18 protein-coding genes are annotated in these 20219 nt (G+C 65.2%); 5 read left to right on the top strand and 13 right to left on the bottom strand.

What is annotated here, in order from left to right:
• The first annotated feature begins 46 nt into the window (after positions 1–46).
• Positions 47–784 (top strand): TadE/TadG family type IV pilus assembly protein, encoded by a 738-nt coding sequence (locus tag AGI3411_RS05775; protein ID WP_165359073.1) that lies wholly within the window; start codon positions 47–49, stop codon positions 782–784.
• A gap of 36 nt (positions 785–820) precedes the next feature.
• Here AGI3411_RS05775 and ftsB read toward each other — a convergent pair whose 3' ends face one another.
• From ftsB to AGI3411_RS05750, 4 genes are all read right to left on the bottom strand, one after another.
• Positions 821–1213: a cell division protein FtsB gene (gene ftsB, locus AGI3411_RS05770; protein ID WP_129526432.1), complete on the bottom strand. Its 393-nt coding sequence runs from the start codon at positions 1211–1213 to the stop codon at positions 821–823.
• 68 nt (positions 1214–1281) lie between these two features.
• Complete coding sequence (gene eno / locus AGI3411_RS05765; protein ID WP_129526431.1) at positions 1282–2568, bottom strand: phosphopyruvate hydratase; 1287 nt, start codon at positions 2566–2568, stop codon at positions 1282–1284.
• 4 nt (positions 2569–2572) lie between these two features.
• Positions 2573–2857: a DUF1330 domain-containing protein gene (locus tag AGI3411_RS05760; RefSeq protein ID WP_129526430.1), complete on the bottom strand. Its 285-nt coding sequence runs from the start codon at positions 2855–2857 to the stop codon at positions 2573–2575.
• 203 nt (positions 2858–3060) lie between these two features.
• On the bottom strand, positions 3061–4713 hold the full coding sequence (locus AGI3411_RS05750; protein ID WP_129526428.1) for a CTP synthase: 1653 nt from the start codon (positions 4711–4713) through the stop codon (positions 3061–3063).
• A gap of 197 nt (positions 4714–4910) precedes the next feature.
• Here AGI3411_RS05750 and AGI3411_RS05745 point away from each other — a divergent pair, with 197 nt between their 5' ends.
• Positions 4911–5918 (top strand): hypothetical protein, encoded by a 1008-nt coding sequence (locus AGI3411_RS05745; protein ID WP_129526427.1) that lies wholly within the window; start codon positions 4911–4913, stop codon positions 5916–5918.
• Positions 5919–6002: 84 nt separating this feature from the next.
• Here the strand turns inward: AGI3411_RS05745 and AGI3411_RS05740 are convergent, their stop codons facing one another.
• The 9 genes from AGI3411_RS05740 to AGI3411_RS05700 form a co-directional block, all read right to left on the bottom strand.
• Positions 6003–7793 carry an aminopeptidase P family protein gene (locus AGI3411_RS05740; RefSeq protein WP_129526426.1) on the bottom strand — a complete coding sequence of 597 codons (1791 nt, stop codon included), beginning with the start codon at positions 7791–7793 and terminating at the stop codon, positions 6003–6005.
• 13 nt (positions 7794–7806) lie between these two features.
• Positions 7807–8625 carry a M55 family metallopeptidase gene (locus AGI3411_RS05735; protein ID WP_129526425.1) on the bottom strand — a complete coding sequence of 273 codons (819 nt, stop codon included), beginning with the start codon at positions 8623–8625 and terminating at the stop codon, positions 7807–7809.
• Between the two features lie 21 nt (positions 8626–8646).
• On the bottom strand, positions 8647–9741 hold the full coding sequence (locus AGI3411_RS05730) for a DmpA family aminopeptidase (protein ID WP_129526424.1): 1095 nt from the start codon (positions 9739–9741) through the stop codon (positions 8647–8649).
• 106 nt (positions 9742–9847) lie between these two features.
• Complete coding sequence (gsiD, locus tag AGI3411_RS05725; RefSeq protein WP_129526423.1) at positions 9848–10747, bottom strand: glutathione ABC transporter permease GsiD; 900 nt, start codon at positions 10745–10747, stop codon at positions 9848–9850.
• 7 nt (positions 10748–10754) lie between these two features.
• A complete protein-coding gene (gene gsiC, locus AGI3411_RS05720) occupies positions 10755–11675 on the bottom strand; it encodes a glutathione ABC transporter permease GsiC (protein ID WP_129526422.1) in 921 nt (306 codons plus the stop codon).
• 91 nt (positions 11676–11766) lie between these two features.
• Entirely contained in the window at positions 11767–13320 is a 1554-nt protein-coding gene (gene gsiB, locus AGI3411_RS05715; RefSeq protein WP_129526421.1) for a glutathione ABC transporter substrate-binding protein GsiB, read from the bottom strand.
• Between the two features lie 67 nt (positions 13321–13387).
• A complete protein-coding gene (locus tag AGI3411_RS05710; RefSeq protein WP_129526420.1) occupies positions 13388–15271 on the bottom strand; it encodes a dipeptide ABC transporter ATP-binding protein in 1884 nt (627 codons plus the stop codon).
• 37 nt (positions 15272–15308) lie between these two features.
• Positions 15309–16289 (bottom strand): isoaspartyl peptidase/L-asparaginase family protein, encoded by a 981-nt coding sequence (locus AGI3411_RS05705; RefSeq protein WP_129526419.1) that lies wholly within the window; start codon positions 16287–16289, stop codon positions 15309–15311.
• The gene (locus AGI3411_RS05700; protein ID WP_062679439.1) at positions 16286–17161 is read right to left on the bottom strand and encodes a MurR/RpiR family transcriptional regulator; all 876 of its coding nucleotides are present in this window, start codon (positions 17159–17161) and stop codon (positions 16286–16288) included. Before AGI3411_RS05700 ends, AGI3411_RS05705 begins: the two co-directional genes overlap by 4 nt.
• Before the next feature lie 182 nt (positions 17162–17343).
• Here AGI3411_RS05700 and AGI3411_RS05695 point away from each other — a divergent pair, with 182 nt between their 5' ends.
• The 3 genes from AGI3411_RS05695 (at position 17344) to AGI3411_RS05685 (ending at position 20175) form a co-directional block, all read left to right on the top strand.
• Positions 17344–17802 (top strand): GNAT family N-acetyltransferase, encoded by a 459-nt coding sequence (locus tag AGI3411_RS05695; RefSeq protein ID WP_129526418.1) that lies wholly within the window; start codon positions 17344–17346, stop codon positions 17800–17802.
• A gap of 114 nt (positions 17803–17916) precedes the next feature.
• The gene (locus tag AGI3411_RS05690; RefSeq protein WP_244240260.1) at positions 17917–19089 is read left to right on the top strand and encodes a TolB-like translocation protein; all 1173 of its coding nucleotides are present in this window, start codon (positions 17917–17919) and stop codon (positions 19087–19089) included.
• 135 nt (positions 19090–19224) lie between these two features.
• Complete coding sequence (locus tag AGI3411_RS05685; protein ID WP_129526417.1) at positions 19225–20175, top strand: hypothetical protein; 951 nt, start codon at positions 19225–19227, stop codon at positions 20173–20175.
• The last annotated feature ends 44 nt before the right edge of the window (positions 20176–20219 follow it).

Here is a 20219-nt window from a genome sequence, read left to right as displayed (position 1 = left end):
TTGTCCTCATCGACAGGCGGTCATGCCTGCGCCAGACTGCGCAGCCATGACCGCTTTTTTTCTTGTCCTACCTCTCCGCCGGCAAAGCGGCGCCGCCGCCATCGAGTTCGCGGTCGCGGCCGCGATCGTGCTGCTGCTGGGCCTGCTGGCGCTGGAAGCCGCCCACTGGCAGGGCACGCGCCAGATGATTCATTTGGCGCTGATAGAGGCGGCGCGGGCCGGAGCCACCACCCACGGCGACCCGGCGCGCATGCGCACGTCCTTTCTGCAAGCCCTATTGCCGCGCGACGCCTCTGCTCAGGGCCTGGCGGACGCCCGGCGCCGTCAGGCGAGCCGCCTGGCCGAACTCGCCGCCATTGCCGGAACGCCCCCCTGGCGCATCGAGGTGCTGCTTCCCGACGAGCGCTCCTTCCGCGATCATGCCCGGCCGGGCCTGCACATCGCCGCCGCCGCGGGCCTGCGCGCGATCGACAACGACTACCAGGACCTGCAACACGCGCGCCGGCCTCCCCCGCCCGGCGGGCAGAGCATCTTCCAGGCCAATACGCTGAAGCTTCGGCTGACCTATCTGCACAAGCCGCTGCTGCCGCCCCTGCGGGCCTTGCTGGGGCTCCTGGGGCGCAACACCGACAGCTACGCCGGCCATGCGCAGGCCCGGGGCCTGCTGCCCCTGCGGGTCGAACTGGAAATGGAAATGCAGTCGCACCCTGCCGAATGGGCGCGCAGGGCGCGTCACCCCGCCGGCATCGTGTACGGCGAGTGCCGCAGCGTGCGCTGCGGTTGATCGGAACGGAATGTAGGGCGGGAACGCTGGCGGCGGTCAGTGCCGGGCGTTCACCTGATTGGCGGGCTTGTGCACCGGCGCGCTGGCGCGCGCGGGAACGGCGGGTTTGGCAGCGGGATCCGCCGCCAGGGAGGCTCCGCCAGCGGGCGGCTGCGTGTTCTGCGGCAGGATATGCACGAACACTTCGCCTTCGCGCATCATGCCCAATTCACCGCGGGCCCGCTCCTCGATGGCGCCAGTCCCGCCTTCCAGATCGCGCACTTCCGCTTCGAGCGCTGCATTGCGCGCGCGCAGGCCTTCATTGGTCTCGCGCTGCTCCGCCACCTGGCGTTGCAGATCCCAGACCTTGAACCAGCCGCCCTTACCCAGCCAGAGCGGGTATTGGATCAGGCCTAGCAGCACGAACAGCACCAGGAACAACAGGCGCATACGCGGGAACCCTCAGCAGTCGTGGCGTGGATGCGGCCCCGGGCTGGCACCCCGGGCCGCGCTTCTCATCAACGCAGGTTGTAGAAAGCTTCCAGGCCAGGATACGACGCCACTTCAGCCAGCTCTTCCTCGATGCGCAGCAGCTGGTTGTACTTGGCCATGCGGTCCGAACGGGACAGCGAACCCGTCTTGATCTGCATGGCGTTGGTCGCCACGGCGATATCGGCGATGGTCGAGTCTTCGGTTTCGCCCGAACGGTGCGACACGACGGCGGTGTAACCGGCGCGCTTGGCCATTTCGATGGCGGCGAAGGTCTCGGTCAGCGTGCCGATCTGGTTGATCTTGATGAGGATCGAGTTGGCGACACCCTTCTGGATGCCTTCGCGCAGGATCTTGGTGTTGGTGACGAACAGGTCGTCGCCCACCAGTTGCACCTTCTTGCCCAGTTGATCGGTCAGCAGCTTCCAGCCTTCCCAATCGTTTTCGGCCATGCCGTCTTCGATGGAGATGATCGGGTACTTGTCGCACCAGGTAGCCAGCAGGTTGGTGAATTCCTGCGAGGACAGCGAAATGCCGCCTTCACCGGCCAGCGTGTACTTGCCGTCGCGGTAGAACTCGGAGCTGGCGCAGTCCAGGCCCAGGGCGATCTGCGAGCCCGGCTCGTAGCCGGCTTCGGTAATGGCCTTCAGGATCAGCTGGATGGCGGCTTCATGGCTGGGCACGTTGGGCGCGAAACCGCCCTCGTCGCCCACTGCCGTGGACATGCCCTGGCCGTGGATCAGCTTCTTGAGCATGTGGAAGACTTCGGCGCCCCAGCGCAAGGCTTCACGGAAGCTGCCCGCGCCCACCGGCAGGATCATCAGTTCCTGGAGGTCGAGCGTGTTGTTGGCGTGCGCGCCGCCGTTGATGACGTTCATCATCGGCACGGGCATGCTCATGGGGCCGCTGCCGCCGAAATAGCGATACAGGGACAGGCCGGATTCGTCGGCGGCGGCGCGGGCCACGGCCATGCTGGCCGCCAGGATGGCGTTGGCGCCCAGGCGTTCCTTGGATTCGGTGCCGTCCAGCTCGATCAGGGTGCGATCGACGAAGGTCTGTTCCTGGGCGTCCAGGCCCATCAGGGCTTCCGAGATTTCCGTATTCAGGTTCTCGACAGCGCGCAGCACGCCCTTGCCCAGATAACGGCCCTTGTCGCCGTCGCGCAGTTCGATGGCTTCGCGGGCGCCGGTGGAAGCGCCCGACGGCACGGCCGCGCGGCCCATGGCGCCGGATTCCAGCAGCACATCGCATTCCACGGTGGGGTTGCCGCGCGAATCCAGAATCTCGCGGCCGATGATATCGACGATTGCACTCATGACTTTACATTCCCTGAACGATAAACATATTCATGACGGCCGCGCCTTCGCGGGCGTTGCGGGCACGGCGGTACTGCCAGGAGTCGTAGAAGGACTGGGCAGCGGCCATGGAGGGAAACTCCATGACGACGGTGCGGCCAGCCTTACGGCCCTCAAGGTGCTGGGATTCGCCGCCGCGCACCAGGATCTTCGCATCGTACGCCCGCATGGCGAGCGTGGACAGACGCTTGTAATCCTCGTACTGCGCAGGCTTGGTCACTGTGACGTCGGCGATGAGGTAAGCACTCATGGGGTTCCTTCAGGACAGTTGCGTTGGTTTCGGTCTGACGCCGGATACGGCGACGCCGCCAGTGTCGCGCAAGGCGGCCCGGCGACGCATATCCGATGCTAATCGGTTGTATCCGAAAGAAGCGCCGCCGTACAGGGCGGCGCTGGGGAGCGGGCCCGCGGTCCCGAAGATCCGCTTACGGAACTCGAGACCGCAGGCGCCCATTACGCCTCCTGGCCGCGGCGAGCCTTCTGCTCGATGGCGGCGCGGATATAGCTGGAGAACAACGGGTGGCCGTCACGCGGGGTGGACGTGAATTCCGGGTGGAACTGCACGCCCACGAACCACGGGTGATTGGGCAATTCCATCATTTCCGGCAGGTTTTCGGTCGGCGTGCGGGCGCTGATCACCATGCCGGCCTCTTCGAGGCGGGGCACGTAGACGTTGTTGACTTCGTAACGGTGGCGATGGCGTTCGTTGACTTCGTCGCCGTAGATGGCCTGTGCGCGAGTGCCTGCCTTGATCGGAACGCGCTGCGCGCCCTTGCGCATCGTGCCGCCGAGGTCAGAGGAGTTGTCGCGCTTTTCGACCTTGCCTTCGCGATCCATCCACTCGGTGATCAGGGCCACCACCGGATGCGGGGCGGACGGATCGAATTCCGTGCTGTTGGCGCCGCCCAGGCCGGCGACGTGGCGCGCGAATTCGATGACGGCCAGCTGCATGCCCAGGCAGATGCCCAGGTACGGCACGCCGTTCTCGCGGGCGTAGCGGATGGCGGCGATCTTGCCCTCGGTGCCGCGCTTGCCGAAGCCGCCCGGGACCAGGATGGCGTCCAGGTGCTTGAGCTGGTCGGTGCCGCGGGTCTCGATGTCTTCGGAATCGATGTATTCGATGTTGATCTTCGAGCGCGTATGGATGCCGGCGTGGACCAGGGCTTCCGTCAGCGACTTGTACGACTCGGTCAGGTCGACGTACTTGCCGACCATGCCGATGGTGACCTGGTGCTGGGGATGCTCCAGCGCTTCGACCAGGTTGTCCCACATGGACAGGTCGGCCGGCGGCGGGGTCAGGCCCAGCGCTTCGCAGACGATGTTGTCCACGCCCTGCTTGTGCAGCATGGCCGGGATCTTGTAGATCGAATCGGCGTCCCAGACGGAAACGACCGCGTCCAGGGGCACGTTGGAGAACATCGAGATCTTGGCGCGCTCGTCGTCCGGGATGCGGCGATCGGCGCGACACAGCAGCGCGTTCGGGTAGATGCCGATTTCGCGCAGTTTCTGGACAGAATGCTGCGTGGGCTTGGTCTTCAGTTCGCCGGCGGAGGCGATGAAAGGAACCAGCGTCAGGTGCACGAAGGCCGCGTTGTTGCGGCCCATGCGCAGGCTCATCTGGCGCGCGGCTTCCAGGAACGGCAGGGATTCGATGTCGCCCACCGTGCCGCCGATTTCGACGATGGCAACGTCCGTGTTGCCGTTCCAGGCGGCGTCAGCGCCGCGGGCGATGAAGTCCTGGATTTCGTTCGTGATGTGGGGAATGACCTGGACGGTCTTGCCCAGGTAGTCGCCGCGGCGTTCCTTGCGGAGCACGGATTCATAGATCTGGCCGGTGGTGAAGTTGTTCACCTTGTGCATGCGAGCGGAAATGAAACGCTCGTAGTGGCCGAGGTCCAGATCGGTTTCGGCGCCGTCTTCGGTGACGAAAACCTCGCCATGCTGGAACGGGCTCATGGTGCCCGGGTCGACGTTGATGTACGGATCGAGCTTCAGCATGGTGACTTGCAGGCCACGCGACTCGAGGATGGCGGCAAGCGACGCAGCGGCGATGCCCTTGCCCAGGGAAGACACCACACCGCCGGTGACAAATACGTATTTGGTCATCGTAATGAGCACCCGGGACGAGCGGGCGCGTGCGGGAAATTTGGATTATAGCCGGGAGGCGGAGGTTATTTGGGTTTTCCCCTAGCAGCCAGTGCGTAACATTTGGCTGCACTCGGCCGGCGCATGGAAATATCGCGCCCGGGGCTTCGTGCTATGGTCGTCCCCGATTTTGGATCCCACAAGGAGCGCCGCCGCCCATGAACACCCCGCCCGTCCCCCCAAAATCCCTGGCCTGGCGCCTGACCATGGCCGCGATTGGCTTGCAGGTGCTCGGCACCGCGCTGCTCCAGGCCTACCTGCTGCTCGCTTCGCCGATGGCCGCGCAAATGCGCGAGATATATGCGCGACCCGAGATGCTGGCGACCACCGGCGTGCAGCTTGCGGCCGGCTGCATCCTCGTGGGCCTGGTCACCTGGTGCACCACGCAGCGCTGGCTGCGCCGGCACGGCGCGAGCGGCGTCGACCGCCCGGGCCGGATGACGGCAGTGCTGCTGGCGCTGTCGCTGGTCCTGTTCGTATTGATTTCCGTCGCCCAGGCCCTGCTTCAGCATGCTTTCTATTCGCTCATCGTCACCTACAAGGAATGGGTGGACAACACCTTCGGCTTTTACGGCCCGGGCCGCATGCTGGTAATGGGCCTGCCGCTCAAGCTTTGCGGCATCCTGCTCACGATCGTGGGCAGTTGGCTGGCCGTGCGCATCGCAGCCTGGAGCGTCAAGCCAGGCGACGCCTCGGGCGCGCCTTCCTACCTGCCCCGCCACGCGGCATGGATCGCCGCACTGACGCTGCTGCTGTGGCAGCTGCATGCGGCGCTGGCACTGGGCGGCTACTTCACGTCGTACATGCAATCGACGGACCTGCTGGAGTACGCCTTGGGCTACTGGGTGCTGCCCGCCCTGATCCTGGCGCTGGCGGCGTGGGTCTGCCTGAAGCGCGTGCCGCAAACATTGGGCACGGCCGGATTCGGCCGGGCCATCTCCCATGGGACGTTCGCTTTCTGGATGGCGCAGGCGCTCGGGATCGGCCTGGCCGTCCTGGCCATCCGCGCCATGACGTGGAACCAGTTGGTGCGTGCCGCCGAAACCAACGCCACGACGGTGGTGCTGCTGCTGGCCTACGGCGCCCTGCTGGCGCTGGGGTGCCACGTCGGCGCCAGGCTGTTCTACCGGCGCCGCGAGGCGCAGCAGGACGCCGCGCCGGCTTGAACGGAGCGGCCGGAGGGCCGCATCGCGAAGATAGCACAATGAAAAAGGCCCCGAGGGGCCTTTTTCATTGTCCGGACGCAGATGTCAGATCGCCGCCGTGCGGCGCTCCAGCCATGCCAGCGCCTCTCCGTCCACCAGCGGCGACAGGCGCTCGAACACGGTCTTGTGATAGTCGTTGAGCCACGCGGTTTCATCCGCGCGCAACAGCGACGGTTCGATGCAACGGGTGTCGATCGGGCACAGCGTCAGCGTCTCGAAGCACAGGAACTCGCCCAGCTCCGAGGTCAGCCACGCGCGGTTGGCCACGAGGTTCTCGATGCGCACGCCCCAGCGGCCCGGGCGATAGATGCCCGGTTCGTTAGAGGTGATCATGCCCGGCTCCATTGCGGTATGCGGCCCCGGCGCAGCGCGGTACGAGATCACCTGCGGCCCTTCGTGCACGTTCAGGAAGTAGCCCACGCCATGGCCCGTGCCATGGCCGTATTCCGCCCCGCCCTCCCAGATGGGAGCGCGCGCGATGGCGTCCAGCATCGGCGACGGCGTGCCGCGCGGGAACGAGGCGCGCGACAGCGCGATCATGCCCTTGAGCACCAGCGTGAAATCCACTTTCTGGTCGGCGTTGGGCGTGCCCACCGCCACCACGCGCGTGATGTCGGTCGTGCCGCCAAGATACTGGCCGCCCGAATCGATCAGCAGCAAGCCGTCGCCTTCGATGACGGCGTGCGCTTGCGGCGTGGCGCGGTAGTGCGGCATCGCGCCGTTGGCGTTGAAACCGGCGATGGTGGCGAAGCTGGGGCAGACATAGCCCGGCCGGCGCGCGCGGGCGGCGGTGATCCGGTCGTCGATCGTCAGTTCGGTGATGGCCTCGTTGCCCAGCGCCTCTTCGAACCACGAGAAAAACTCGCACAGCGCCGCGCCGTCCTGCGCCATGGCCTGGCGCACATTGGCCAGTTCGGCGTCGGTCTTCCTGGATTTCAGCAGCGTGGACGGGTTGATGGCCTCGACGCGCGGCACGGCGGGATCCATGGCGTGGAACACGCCGCAGGTCACGCGGGCCGGGTCGATCAGCAGCGTCTGGTCCAGTTCCAGCGAGGCCAGCGCGTCCGCGGCCTGGGCATAGCCGGCCACGTCGACGCCGTCGCGGGCCAGGACCGCGCGCAGGGCGTCGTCGATCTTGCCGTCGGCCACGAACAAGGTGGCATGGTCCAGGCCGACCAGCGCATGGCCGACGAACACCGGGTTGTAGTCCACGTCCGCGCCGCGCAGGTTGAAGATCCAGGCGATGTCATCCAGCGTACTGATGAAGTGCACGTCCGCGCGATGCCCGCGCATCGCCTCGCGTACCTGCGCCAGCTTGTCGGCGCGGGAGACACAGGCGTCGGGGGCGACGTGTTCGTAGATCCTGGCGCCGGGCAGGCCGGCGCGATCCGGCCAGACCTCGTCCAGCAGATCTTCGCGGATCTCGAGCGCGGCGCCCGCGCTTGCGGCGGCAGCGGACAAGGCGCGGAAGGCGCCCAGGCCCAGCACCTGCCCGTCCACGCCGATGACGTCGCCCGCCTTGGTATTGGCGGCCAGCCAGTCCACGTGGCCCGGAGTCGTCGCCAGGGCGATCTTCATCAGCTGCACGCCCGTGCCGGCCAATTGCGCTTCGGCCTGCACCCAATAGCGGCTGTCCACCCACAGGCCGGCAAAGCAGGCCGTAACCACCAGCGTGCCCACCGACCCCGTGAAGCCCGACAGCCACCGCCGCCCCTGCCAGCGCGCCGGCAGGTATTCGGACAGATGCGGATCCGAAGACGGAACGACATAGGCGGACAGGCCGCGGCGGCTCATGGCCTGCCGCAATTGGGCGATACGGGCGTCGGTGCTAGACATGGGGGTGGGATCCTTAGCGCAACATGAAAGACATGGCGGCCAGGCTGTTCAGCGTGCGGACGGCGGACTGCATACTATCCGTGGTGAATCGCAAGGTCACGCCGTCCACGCGTTCCAGCGTGGGCCACATGCAGAACAGGTCGGCCAGCGCCGAGCTTTGCGTCTGCAACCGGCATTCTATAGGGGCGGGAATGCGGAAAGGAACGGCTTTCTTCAAGTTCCGCACGGCAGTTTCGGCCGCGGCGGCGATCGCGCGGCGCGAAGCGGCCGGCGACAGCGTGACGCCGCTGCCCTGGCCATGAGCGACCTTGGTCTGCACCCATTCGGCGCCGGGGAAGATATCGCGGGTTTCCGAGATGAACGCGTCATCGCCCGTGCCCAGAATGACGGGCACGCCCATCTCTCCGGCCAGCGCGCCGTACAGCCCGGCCTCGCCCAGCTCCATGCCGTTGATGAACACGCGGGCGAACGCAAAGCTGTTGATCGTGTGGGCCAGGATGCCGCGGCCTTGCGAACGCGAGTGGTAGCCGATCATGAAGACGGCGTCGCAGCCCTCTTCCAGCCCGCCCATCATGCCCAGGTAGCGCGGTTTGCCCAGCACCAGGCGGGCGCGCTCGTCCAGGCCGTCGGGCAGCAGGTTGCGGAAGCCGCCATGCGAGTCGTTGACCAGGATCTCTTCGGCGCCGCCGGCGATCGCGCCCTGCACGGCTGCATTGGCCTCGGCGGTCATCCAGGCGCGGGCGCGCTCGTACTCGCCGTTGCCGGCGCGGACCTGTTCGGAATGGAAGACGCCGGCGACGCCTTCGATATCGGTGGAAATGAGGATCTTCATGGGGAGTGCCTTCGATGGATGTCAGAATTCCGTGCGCGCCAGCCAGTCGCGCCAGTCGGGCGCGGCGTCCCGGATGGCCGCGCGGCGATGGCCGTCACGGCCCGTCACGGACTCGGCCCGCCACAGCGCGGCAATGATGGCCTGTTCGCAGGCTTCCGCCGCGGCCTCGAACAGCGGGTCGATGCGGGCCTCGTGCAGCATGGCGACCGCGGGCATGGGCTGCTCGGCCAGCTGCGGCACCGTGTAGGCGGTGGAGAACGCCAGCGCGATATCGCCGCTGCCGTGGCCGAAGACCGAACCGGTGCGCGCCAGGCCCGCGCCGGCGCGCAGCGACAGGCGGCGCAATTGGCGCGAGTCCAGCGGCGCGTCGGTGGCCAGCAGCAAAATGATGGACCCTTTTTCGGGAACGATGGCGGCGTTCTCTCCCGCCTGCGCCAGCCCGCCGTCCAGGCGTTGCGCCAGCCGGCGGCCGAATGGCCGGCCCGCCACGGTCAGGTTGGGCAGGCGGCCGAAATTGGCCAGCACCAGCGCTCCGACCGTGTACGCCACGCCCGGCTCGGCGCACGCCACGCGGGACGCGGAACCGATGCCCCCCTTGAAGGAGAAGCAAGACATGCCCCGCCCCGCCCCGACGGCGCCCTGCTCGAAGCGCGCGCTGGCGCCGGCCAGCGCGGCCGCGTAGTGCGATTCCTGCACCGCCAGCGCCTGGATGTCGTTCAGGTAGCCGTCGTTGCACTCGAAAACCAGCGGATTGACGGTGGCCATGCCGCGCCCGATGCCGGGGTTGGCAGCGACCGCGGACCGGATCTGCGCATTTGCCACCGTGCCCACGCCGAAGGTATTGGTCAGGGCGATGGGCGTTTCCAGCACGCCGAGCTCCTGCACCTGAACGAGCCCCGTGCTCTTGCCGAAGCCGTTCAACACGGTGACGGCCGCCGGCACCTTGTCCAGATAGGGATCGCCGCCGTGCGGGCGCACGACCGTCACGCCGGTCTGCAAGGCGCCCTCGGCCAGGGTGTGGTGGCCGACGGTGACGCCGTCCACGTCGCAGATGGAATCCAGCGGCCCGGGAGGGAGGACGCCGATGCGGGGGATGTCCTGCGCTTGTTTGTCCATATTCACTGCGTGTCGCCACGCTCCAGAATGCAAAACGCCGCCGCCCGGTGCCGCATGCGCGCGCCAGGACGGCGCGCTTTCCGCGGCGACGGACGGCGGCGTGGGGTTACTTGCGGTCGATCTTCGGATCGAGCGCGTCGCGCAGGCCGTCGCCCAACAGGTTGAACGCCAGCACGGTGAAGAAGATGGCCAGGGCCGGGAAAATCGCCACGTGCGGCGCGATCACCATGTCGGCGCGGGCCTCGTTCAGCATCGCGCCCCACTCCGGGGTGGGAGGCGATGCGCCCATGCCCAGGAACGACAGGCTGGCCGCGGTGATGATGGAGGTGCCGATGCGCATCGTGCCGTACACCACGATGGGCGAGATCGTACCGGGCAGGATGTGGCGCATGATGATGGTCCAGTCGGACGCGCCTACGCTCTTGACGGCCTCGACGTAGGTCATCTGCTTGATCGACAGCGTATTGCCGCGCACCAGGCGGGCGAACGCCGGCACGCTGAACACGGCCACGGCCACGATCACGTTGACCATGCTGGAACCCAGGATGGCGACCACGCCGATCGCCAGCAGCATGCCGGGAAACGCCAGCAGCACGTCGGAGATGCGCATCGTGATGCGTTCCCACCAGCCCTCGTAATAGCCCGCCATCAGGCCCATGAACGTGCCGACGATGGCGCCCATGGCGACCGACAGGAAGCCCGCGGCCAGCGAAATGCGCGCGCCCATGATGATGCGGCTGAAGATATCGCGGCCCAGCGAATCCACGCCCAGCCAGTGGGTCGCGGAGGGCCCGGCGTTCAGGGCGTCGTAGTCGAAGAAGTTCTCGGCGTCGAACGGCACGATCCACGGCGCGAAGATCGCGATGAAGACCAGCAGCAGGACGAAGATGCCCGCGCCGACGGCGAGCTTCTGCTTCTTGAATTTGCGCCAGAATTCGGTGGCGGGCGTGCGCACGTCGTTCTTGGGCGCGGCGGCGACGGTCGCGGCGGGTGTCGTATTGCTCATGGCCGCCTCACTTGTAACGGATGCTGGGATTGATGACGCCGTAGAGCACGTCGACAATCAGGTTGATCAGGATGAATTCCAGCGAAAACAGCAGCACAAGGCCCTGGATCACCGGATAGTCGCGCTGGGTCACGGCGTCCACCAGCAGGCGGCCGAGGCCGGGCCAGTTGAACACGGTTTCGACCACGATCGAGCCGCCCAGCAGGAAGCCGAACTGCAGGCCCATCATGGTGACCACGGGGATCAGCGCATTGCGCAGGGCGTGCTTGATCACCACGCGGCGCTCCGTCAGCCCCTTGGCGCGGGCGGTGCGCACGAAGTCTTCCTGGATGACTTCCACGAAAGAGGCGCGGGTAAAGCGGGCCATCACCGCGGCGACGGCGGCGCCGAGCGTAATGGACGGCAGGATGTAGTGCTTCCAGCTGGAGGCGCCCACGGTCGGCAGCCAGCCCAGGTTCACCGAGAACACCTGCATCAGCATCATCCCCAGCGCGAAGGCGGGAAACGAGATGCCGGACACCGCCAGCGTCATGCCGAGGCGGTCGGGCCAGCGGTTGCGCCACACGGCGGACACGATCCCGATGACCATGCCGAATACCACCGACCAGACCATGCTGGCGACAGTGAGCCACAGCGTGGGCATGAAGCGGTCCGCGATTTCCGTCGACACGGGGCGCTTGGTGCGCAGCGAGGTGCCGAGGTCGCCTTGCAGCATGTGGCTGAAGTAGCGCACGAACTGCTGCGGCAGGGGCAGGTCCAGCCCGAGTTCCTTGCGCACGAGTTCGACGGTCGCCTGGTCGGCTTCCTGGCCAGCGGCCAGACGAGCCGGATCGCCCGGAAGCATGTGCACGAACAGGAACACGACCACGGCCACCAATAGCAGCGTGGGGATCATGCCCAAAAGACGTTTGACGATATAGGTCAGCATTGAAATTCCTGCGACATCGGCGGGGACACCGTGTCCCCGCCGTATGCGGCCTTACTGTGGGGCCTCGCGGCCCCGGGGGTTGCTGCTAGGTTTACTGCTTCAGGTCGATATCGCCGAACCAGAACGAGGTGTCCGGCTCAACGTACACGCCCGACAGGTTCTTCGACTTCACGTACAGGTTGTTGGCGGTCACCAGGAAGGCCCACGGAGCGTCCTTCCAGATGGTTTCCTGGACGTTCTTGTAGATTTCCGTCTTCTTGGCGGGATCCGTCGTGGCCAGGGCCTGCTGGATGCCGTCGTCGACCGACTTGTTCGAGTAGTACGACACGTTGTTCAGCACCGGCGGGAAAGCGGCGGTGGACAGCAGCGGACGCAAGCCCCAGTCGGCTTCGCCGGTCGAGGACGACCAGCCGGCGTAGTACATGCGGACCTTGGCGTCTTCAGGCTTCTGCACCTGCTGGACGCGCTGCACGCGCTGGCCCGATTCCAGCACTTCGACCGACACCTTGATGCCGACCTGCGCCAGCTGCTGCTGCAGGAACTGGACGACCTTCACCGAGGTGCCGTCGTTATAGGCGGACCACAGCTGGCTCTCGAAGCCGTTCGGATAACCGGCTTCGGCCAGCAGGGCCTTGGCCTTCTTGATGTCGTACGGCCACGGACCGGTCTTGTAGGCGTATTCCACGCCCTTCGGCACGACGCCGTCGACGATGCTGGCATAGCCCGAGAAAGCGACCTTGGCCAGGGCTTCCTTGTTGATGGCGTAGTTGACGGCTTCACGCACCTTGACGTTGTCGAAGGGCTTCTGCTGCGTGTTCATCGACAGGTAGCGGGCCATGATCGAGTTCTTGTGGTCGACCACGTCCAGCTTGTCGTTCTTTTGCAGCACGGCGGCCTGCTCGTACGGCACCGGGAAGGCGAACTGCGCCTCGCCCGTCTGCACCACGGCGGCGCGGGTGTTGTTGTCCGTAACGGTGCGGAACGTCAGGGTATCGACCTTGGGATAGCCCTTCTTCCAGTAGCCGTCGAACTTCTTGACCTTCAGGTATTCAGCCGGTTTCCATTCGACGAATTCGAAGGGGCCGGTGCCCACGGGGTGGAAGCCGATTTCCTTGCCGTACTTGGCCAGGGCGGCGGGCGAGATCATCATGGCGGCCGGGTGGGCCAGCGCGTTGATGAAAGCCGAGAACGGCTTCTTCAGCGTGATCTTGACGGTCATCGGGTCGACGACTTCGGTCTTGTCGATGACGCTGAACTGGATGTAGCGCGACAGACGGTTGTCCGGATTGGACGGACGGTCGAAGTTGATCTTGACGGCTTCGGCGTTGAAATCGGTGCCGTCATGGAACTTCACGCCGGGACGCAGCTTGAAGGTGTAGACCAGGCCGTCTTCGCTGACGGAGTAGTCGGTGGCCAGGACCTTCTGGATCTTCAGGTCCTTGTCGAACTCGAACAGGCCTTCGTAGTAGGCCTTGCCGGCCGCCTGGTTCAGCGTGCTGTTGGTGTTGTACGGGTCGAGCGTTTCCAGCGCGATGGCGACGGCGAACGTCACGTCCTTGGCAGCGTGCGCCAGCGGCGAGCTGAGCATGCCGAAGGCCACCGCGGCGGCGGCCATCAGCTTGGTGGGGCGCAGAACTTTCATCATTGCAACTCCTGGTTCCGGATGGGAATTAGGGGGGTTTGTTGGAAGAAAAACAAGTACAACAACTGACTCAATACGCTCCGCCGACCGGATGGCGGGCGACGAAGTGATCCGTTCCGACCTGCACCAGCGGCTGCACCACCGGTTCGTCGCCCAGCTTGCGGATCGGGCTTGGGATTTCATCGGACAGCAAGGTGCGCTTCAGGTGGCGGCGCGCCGGATCGGCGATCGGCACGGCGGCCATCAGCTTCTTCGTGTACGGATGCTGCGGATTCTCGAAAATAGCGCGGCGCGGGCCGATCTCGACGATCTGGCCCAGGTACATGACGGCCACGCGGTGGCTGACGCGTTCCACGACGGCCATGTCATGGGAAATGAACAGGAACGAAATACCCATGTCGCGCTGCAGGTCGATCAGCAGGTTCACGATCTGCGCCTGGATCGATACGTCCAGCGCCGACACGGATTCGTCCGCGATCACGACCTTGGGATTCAGGGCCAGGGCGCGCGCGATACAGATGCGCTGGCGCTGGCCGCCGGAGAATTCGTGCGGATAGCGCTGCGCCATTTCGGACGGCAGGCCCACGCGCTCCAGCAGTTCGGCCACGCGGCGCTCGGCGTCGCGGCCCTTGGCCACGCCGTGTACCAGCAGCGGCTCCATGATCGAGAAGCCCACGGTCACGCGCGGATCGAGCGACGCGAACGGGTCCTGGAACACGAACTGGATGTCGCGGCGCAGGGACTGCAGCTCGTTGTTCTTCAGGCGCACGATATCGCGCCCGCCGAAACGGATCTCGCCGCCCTGGCTGTCCACCAGGCGCAGCAGGGAGCGGCCGGTCGTAGACTTGCCGCAACCGGATTCGCCCACGAGCGACAGCGTTTCGCCGGGGTACAGGTCGAAGCTGACCCGTTCCACGGCGTGCACGCGGCGCTGCACCCGGCTCATGATGCCGCCGCGCAGGTCGAAGCGGGTCACCAGATCGCGCACGCTCAGGATGGGTTCGCGCTTGTCGCCGGACGCCTGCGGCGCGCTGGCGGCGGGCGCTTCCTCGTGCCGGACCTGGCCGTCCACCTGCAGCAGCGGAAAGCGCGCGGGCAGGTCCGTGCCCTGCATGGCGCCCAGCTTCGGCACGGCCGACAGCAGCGCCTGGGTATAGCGGTGCTGCGGCGAGGCGAATACCTGGTCCGATGGGCCTTCCTCGACCTTGTCGCCCCGGTACATGACCAGCACGCGGTCTGCCACTTCGGCGACCACGCCCATGTCGTGGGTGATGAACACCACGCCCATGTGCATTTCTTCCTGCAGCTGACGGATCAGTTGCAGGATCTGCGCCTGGATGGTGACGTCCAGCGCGGTGGTGGGCTCGTCGGCGATCAGCAGCGCCGGCTTGCAGGCCAGCGCCATGGCGATCATGACGCGCTGGCGCATGCCGCCCGACAGCTGGTGCGGATAACGGTCCAGCACCGACTTCGCTTCCGGAATGCGCACCTGCTCCAGCATGCGCAGCGCCTCGGCCCGCGCCGACGCGGCGTCCTTGCCCTGGTGCTGGCGGATCGATTCGGCGATCTGGTCGCCGGCCGTGAACACGGGGTTCAAGGAGGTCATCGGCTCCTGGAAAATCATGGCCATGTCGGCGCCGCGCACATTGCGCATGACGCGCTGGCTGGAACCGGCCAGGTCGATCACGGAGCCGTTGCGGCGGCGCAGGGACATGCTGCCCTGGGCGATGCGCCCGCCGCCATGCTCCACCAGGCGCATGAGCGCCAGCGACGTCACCGACTTGCCCGAACCCGATTCGCCCACGATGGCCAGGGTCTCGCCCCGGTCCACATGGAACGACAGATTGCGCACGGCTTCGACCGTGCGCTCGGATCCCACGAAGCGCACCGTCAGGTCGTCGACCTGGACCACGCGGTTATCCGGCAGCGCCAGGCTGTTTGCGCGATCAACCATCTTTATTCAATCCCCAAAAAAAACACTTTCGCGCCGCTTATCGATAGATCGCGGTGACCGGCTTTTCGCCAACGCGGGCGTAACCCCGGTACATGCCTTCCGTGTTGAACGGCAAGGCCACATTGCCCTGGGCGTCGACGGCCACCAGGCCGCCCTTGCCGCCGATGGTGGGCAGTTTTTCATTCACGACGCGGTCCGCGGCCGCTTCGAGCGACGCGCCGCAATACTCCATCTGCGCGGCCACGTCGTAGGCGGCGACCATGCGGATGAACATCTCGCCGGTGCCCGTCGTGGACACCGCGCAGGTCTTGTTGCTGGCATAGGTGCCGGCGCCGATCAGCGGCGCATCGCCCACGCGGCCGACCTGCTTGTTGGTGATGCCGCCCGTCGAGGTAGCAGCGGCCAGGTTGCCCTGGGCGTCCACCGCCACCGCGCCCACCGTGCCGAACTTCTTGTCGGCGTCCAGCGGATCCGCCGGCGCGGGCTGGCCGCGGGCGACCATGGCCTGCCCGTCGTGGTCCAGCACGGCCGCTTCCGGCGTTTCCCGCTGCACGCGCAGCAGCTGCTCGCGGCGGGCTTCGGTGGAAAAGTACGAAGGATCGACCAGTTCCAGGCCTTCCTGCTGGGCGAAAACCTCGGCGCCCTCGCCCACGAAGAAGACGTGCTTGCTGTTCTCCATGACCTTGCGCGCGGCGAAAACCGGATTGCGCACGCGATGCACGTTGGCGATCGCGCCCGAACGCAGCGTGGCGCCGTCCATGATGGCGGCGTCGAGCTCATGGGTGCCCGCGCTGGTGAACACGGCGCCATGGCCGGCGTTGAACAGCGGGCAGTCTTCCAGCAGGCGGACGGCTTCGGTCACTGCGTCCAGGGCGCTGCCGCCCCGGGCCAGCACGGCCTGGCCCGCGGCCAGGATCGACTCCAGCGCACTCAGGTATTCCTGCTCTTTCTCTGGCGACATAGCCGCGCGGGACATCGCGCCGGCGCCACCGTGAATGGCGATCACGGGTTGAATCATCGTTTACCTACTCCATGGATGAGCCACGGCATGACGGACTGGGTCACCCCAGCAGCGGCCGCGACGGAATTCTTGGCCCGATAGGCCACCGCCGCGGAAAGGGCTTCGATCAGCCCCAGCGCGGCGGTTTCGGAATTGGGACTCAGCTGGCGCGCGGAGAACGCGTACAACACCACGGAGGCCGTGGGCGCCAGCGGCGAGGTGGGCTTGTCGGTCAGAACCAGGACGGGCACGCCGGCCTGCTTGGCGGCGCCGGCCAGGGTGACGGTGTCGGCCAGATAGCGGGGAAAGCCGATGGCGATCACCAGGTCCTTGGCCGTCATCCGCGACATCTGGCGCGCCGCGTGCGATACGCCGCCGGGCCCCGCCAGGGATTCGACCGAATGCAGGTGCATGCACAGGCCGCGCTGCAGCAGCCCCGCCAGGAAGCCGCTGGCGCCGAAACCGATAATGAAAACGCGTTCCGCGGCCAGGATGGCGTCCACCGCCTGCTCACAGGCCGCCGCGTCCAGCGACTGCAGGTTGCGTTGCGCGTTGCGGATGTCTTCTTCCAGCGTGGCGGCGAAGATCTGCACGGCGCTGGCGGAATGGGCCAGCTCGGTACGCAGCTTTTCCACGGGCTCCAGCGCGGCCTCGAAGCCGCGCGCCAGCTCGGCGCGGAACTGCGGATAGCCCGGCAGGTCCAGGGCACGCGCGAAACGGTTCGCCGTGGCCACCGAGACCCCCACCGCCGCGGCGAATTCATCGATGGTCATGGTCGCCACCCGGAACTGGTGCGCCAGGACGTAGTCGGCCATTTTGTGCTGGGTCCGGCTCAGCGCGGGCTGGGCCCGGGCGATCCGGTCAGCGATCGTAAGTGCGGCCTTGTTCATCGACGGAATGGGGGGAGGGGTAGCTGGGGTTTATGTAAATCTGTTTACATGCAAATTTTAGATAAGAAAATAGATTTTCACGCTAAGGGTATACCCGTGCAAAAATGTAACAGTGCCCGGGCAAGAAAATGGGACCGGTCTGCGTTACCCTGACCGCCCTTCCCTATTTAGCGCTTTCCGCCATGCCCGCCTGGACCTGCAAACCGCACGCCGAACTGACGCCGACCGAGCTCTACGCCATCCTGCGCCTGCGCTCGGAAGTTTTCGTGGTCGAACAGAACTGCGTATTTCTCGACATGGACGGCAAGGACCTGGAAGGCCGGACCGAACATCTGATGGCCTGGAAGAACGGCGCGCTGCTCGCCTACTGCCGGCTGCTGGAACCGGCCCTGAACGAAGGCAAGGCCATCATCGGCCGCGTGATCACCGCCCCCGCCGCCCGCGGCACGGGGCTGGGCCACGAACTGATGCGCCGCGCCAAGGCCGAAGTCGAGCGCTTATGGCCTGGCGAGCCCGTGTATCTGGGCGCGCAGGCGCGGCTGCGGGGGTACTACGCCGGACACGGCTTCGTGCCGGTCACCGATGAGTACATGGAGGACGGCATCCCGCATATTGGAATGCTGCTTGACCGCCGAGCTTGAACGCGGCCGTCCGCAGCTAACTCGTAGGACCGGAAATAAAAAATCGGACTGATTCTCATTTATATTTATGATTAACTAGACCGACCGCTTCGTTCATTCCTCCTGGAGAAGCCGATGGTCTTTTTGAAATCGATTGCCTTGGCGTCCTCGCGCCTTGTGGCCGGCCCAGCCCGCACCAGAGCGGCGCTTTTATTCGCAATCTTATGCGGGGGAGCATTCTCCGCTTCCGCCGCCCCGCCCCCCGGCACAGTCACGAAGTCCATCCTGGTGCCGTTTTCGCCGCAGAATGGGAACCGCCAGGTGCGCTCGTTGAGCGTGCATCCTAACGGCCAGGACTGGCTATTCGTCGAATGCCTGGAACAACAAGACTACCGCTGCGACGTCATGCGCTACGACTTGACGTCGGGAAAGCTGTTCCGTTATACGCTGTCCCGCGATTACACGTACACCTACGCGCACTACTCGCCCCGGGGAACCTACATCCTGATGAGCCGCCGCCCGCGTTACGGCACATCAAAAGAGCAAAGCGTCCGCGCATCAAAGGATTCCCAGCTGCTGATCATGCAAAGCGACGGGACAGGCCTGGCAGAAATCCCCGTCGCCCCGGGCGTCAAGCTGGCGCCTTTCATGTCTCCGGACGAGACACGCATTGCGTTCTGGAGAAGCGGGAAAATCCTCCCGCCGAACAACCGCATCGGCTTGATGGAGTTCGACATTTGGGAATTCGACCTGGCATCGAAGTCCGAGAGCCTGTTTTCGGGCAAGCGATTCGAATTCGCCACAGGAGGGAACCTGCAATACATCCGGAACGATGAAATACTCTTCCGATCCTATGGCCCGGACGCACGCTTCGAAGCGAAGTTCGATTATCGAGATCGATACGACGGCAGCCACGTCTATCGGCTGCGGCGTGGCCAGATGGAAGTACCGGAGCCCGTCGTGTACCCGGACATCCGAGACGCCGACTTACCCTCCATCGACAAACATGGAAATACCTTCCTCTGGGGACACACAAGCGACGATCGCACGCAGGGGATCATACGCATTGCATCGAACGGCGCGCAAACCATATGGCGCACGCGCACCGCGCGAGGCCCCTGGGACATGACGGTCGATCCCAATGGCGAGTACCTGGCCGCGATTTATTGGGATCTTCCCCAGAGTCGGACAGGTCGGCTAGGCGGTTTCGCAAAACTCGATCCTCATACCGCCACCTGGACCGAGATCCGGGTGCCGGCATGGGAAGAGGCCAAACCGGTACCAGTGCCGCCGCCGTTGCCCCGATAAAGCGCCCAGATCGTCAGCGCTATTGGCTCATGAACCGAGCAGAACCATGACAACGGCCACATTCGCGCCATCTCGAAGAACGCCGGTTTGCTGTCCAAGCCGGAAGGCTTGCCGTTTCTTCGAGGAAATGCATTCATGGTCACTAAACAACGTCAGGCAAGTTACGACAGCTTCAGAATTCTCGATGTTCAGAGTTGGCTTCCCACATTTGGCCTCTGGTGCGGCCCGGGCTGGTCCGCAGGGGAAAGAAATAGCCAGCTTACGGAAGAGGAACTACGCGCGCGTCCAGTATTTTTCTATCCCGATGGCAGGGCAAGCCAGGTGGATCAAATATGCAAGGAACATGATCTGGACTATTTTCGCGCGCGCGGGGCTCGCAACGAGGCGAGGCTGATTGCCGAGGCTGATTTCAACCTATCGCGCAAGCTCTTGCGATTGAATTTTCTTACGTTGCCGAGAGTCGAAGCGACATACGCCACCTTCATGGTTTTCACCTTTCAGCAGAAAATGATGATGATCAACTTGCCGAAAATCGGCGTCGATTTGTTGAAACGCAGAATCGACCGACTCACATCGCAAATCGCCAAAAAAATTACGGGAATCAATGGCTTGGTGTATTCCGACGCCTTCGGAAACACCATGACCGGATCCGCGTTTATGGCCACCGTCGAAGGGCTGGCCTATGTCCTTAGGGGAGTGACTTACACCCGCGCCGGCGACGGCACCAGCTATTTCAACCACTATCGAGATGCCTATCAGAACCTTTATAGCGGCTACAGCCCGGAATATCCTGCTACCACCTCTGCGTACGTCAAAGTATGGGTAGATGGCACTGTCAGCCTGGTAGACGGAAGCCGGCAAATGCAATTGGCAAACCCGTCAAATGGCGGCGCAGCCAAACCCAGGCCGGGCGACTCCGTTACGCCGATTCCGGGCAGCGGCCAAGATGTCGGCCAACCTCGCTTTTTCTGGAATGGGCTTTATATGTTTGATGGTAGGAAATGGTCATATCAAGGGCCGAACGACTTCGAAGCATGGGTGTGCGTCGCCGACGAATGCGCGGCGGTCCCGCGAACCCGCCCATAAGTCTCCCTAGGCTCGCCGGCGCCTCGAAACAAAAACGCCCCTTG

The organism is Achromobacter agilis, assembly GCF_900496965.1.
Lineage (GTDB): Bacteria > Pseudomonadota > Gammaproteobacteria > Burkholderiales > Burkholderiaceae_B > Achromobacter > Achromobacter agilis.
The sequence above is the reverse complement of the archived record's forward strand: the minus strand, read 5'-3'. Positions and strand labels throughout refer to the sequence as shown.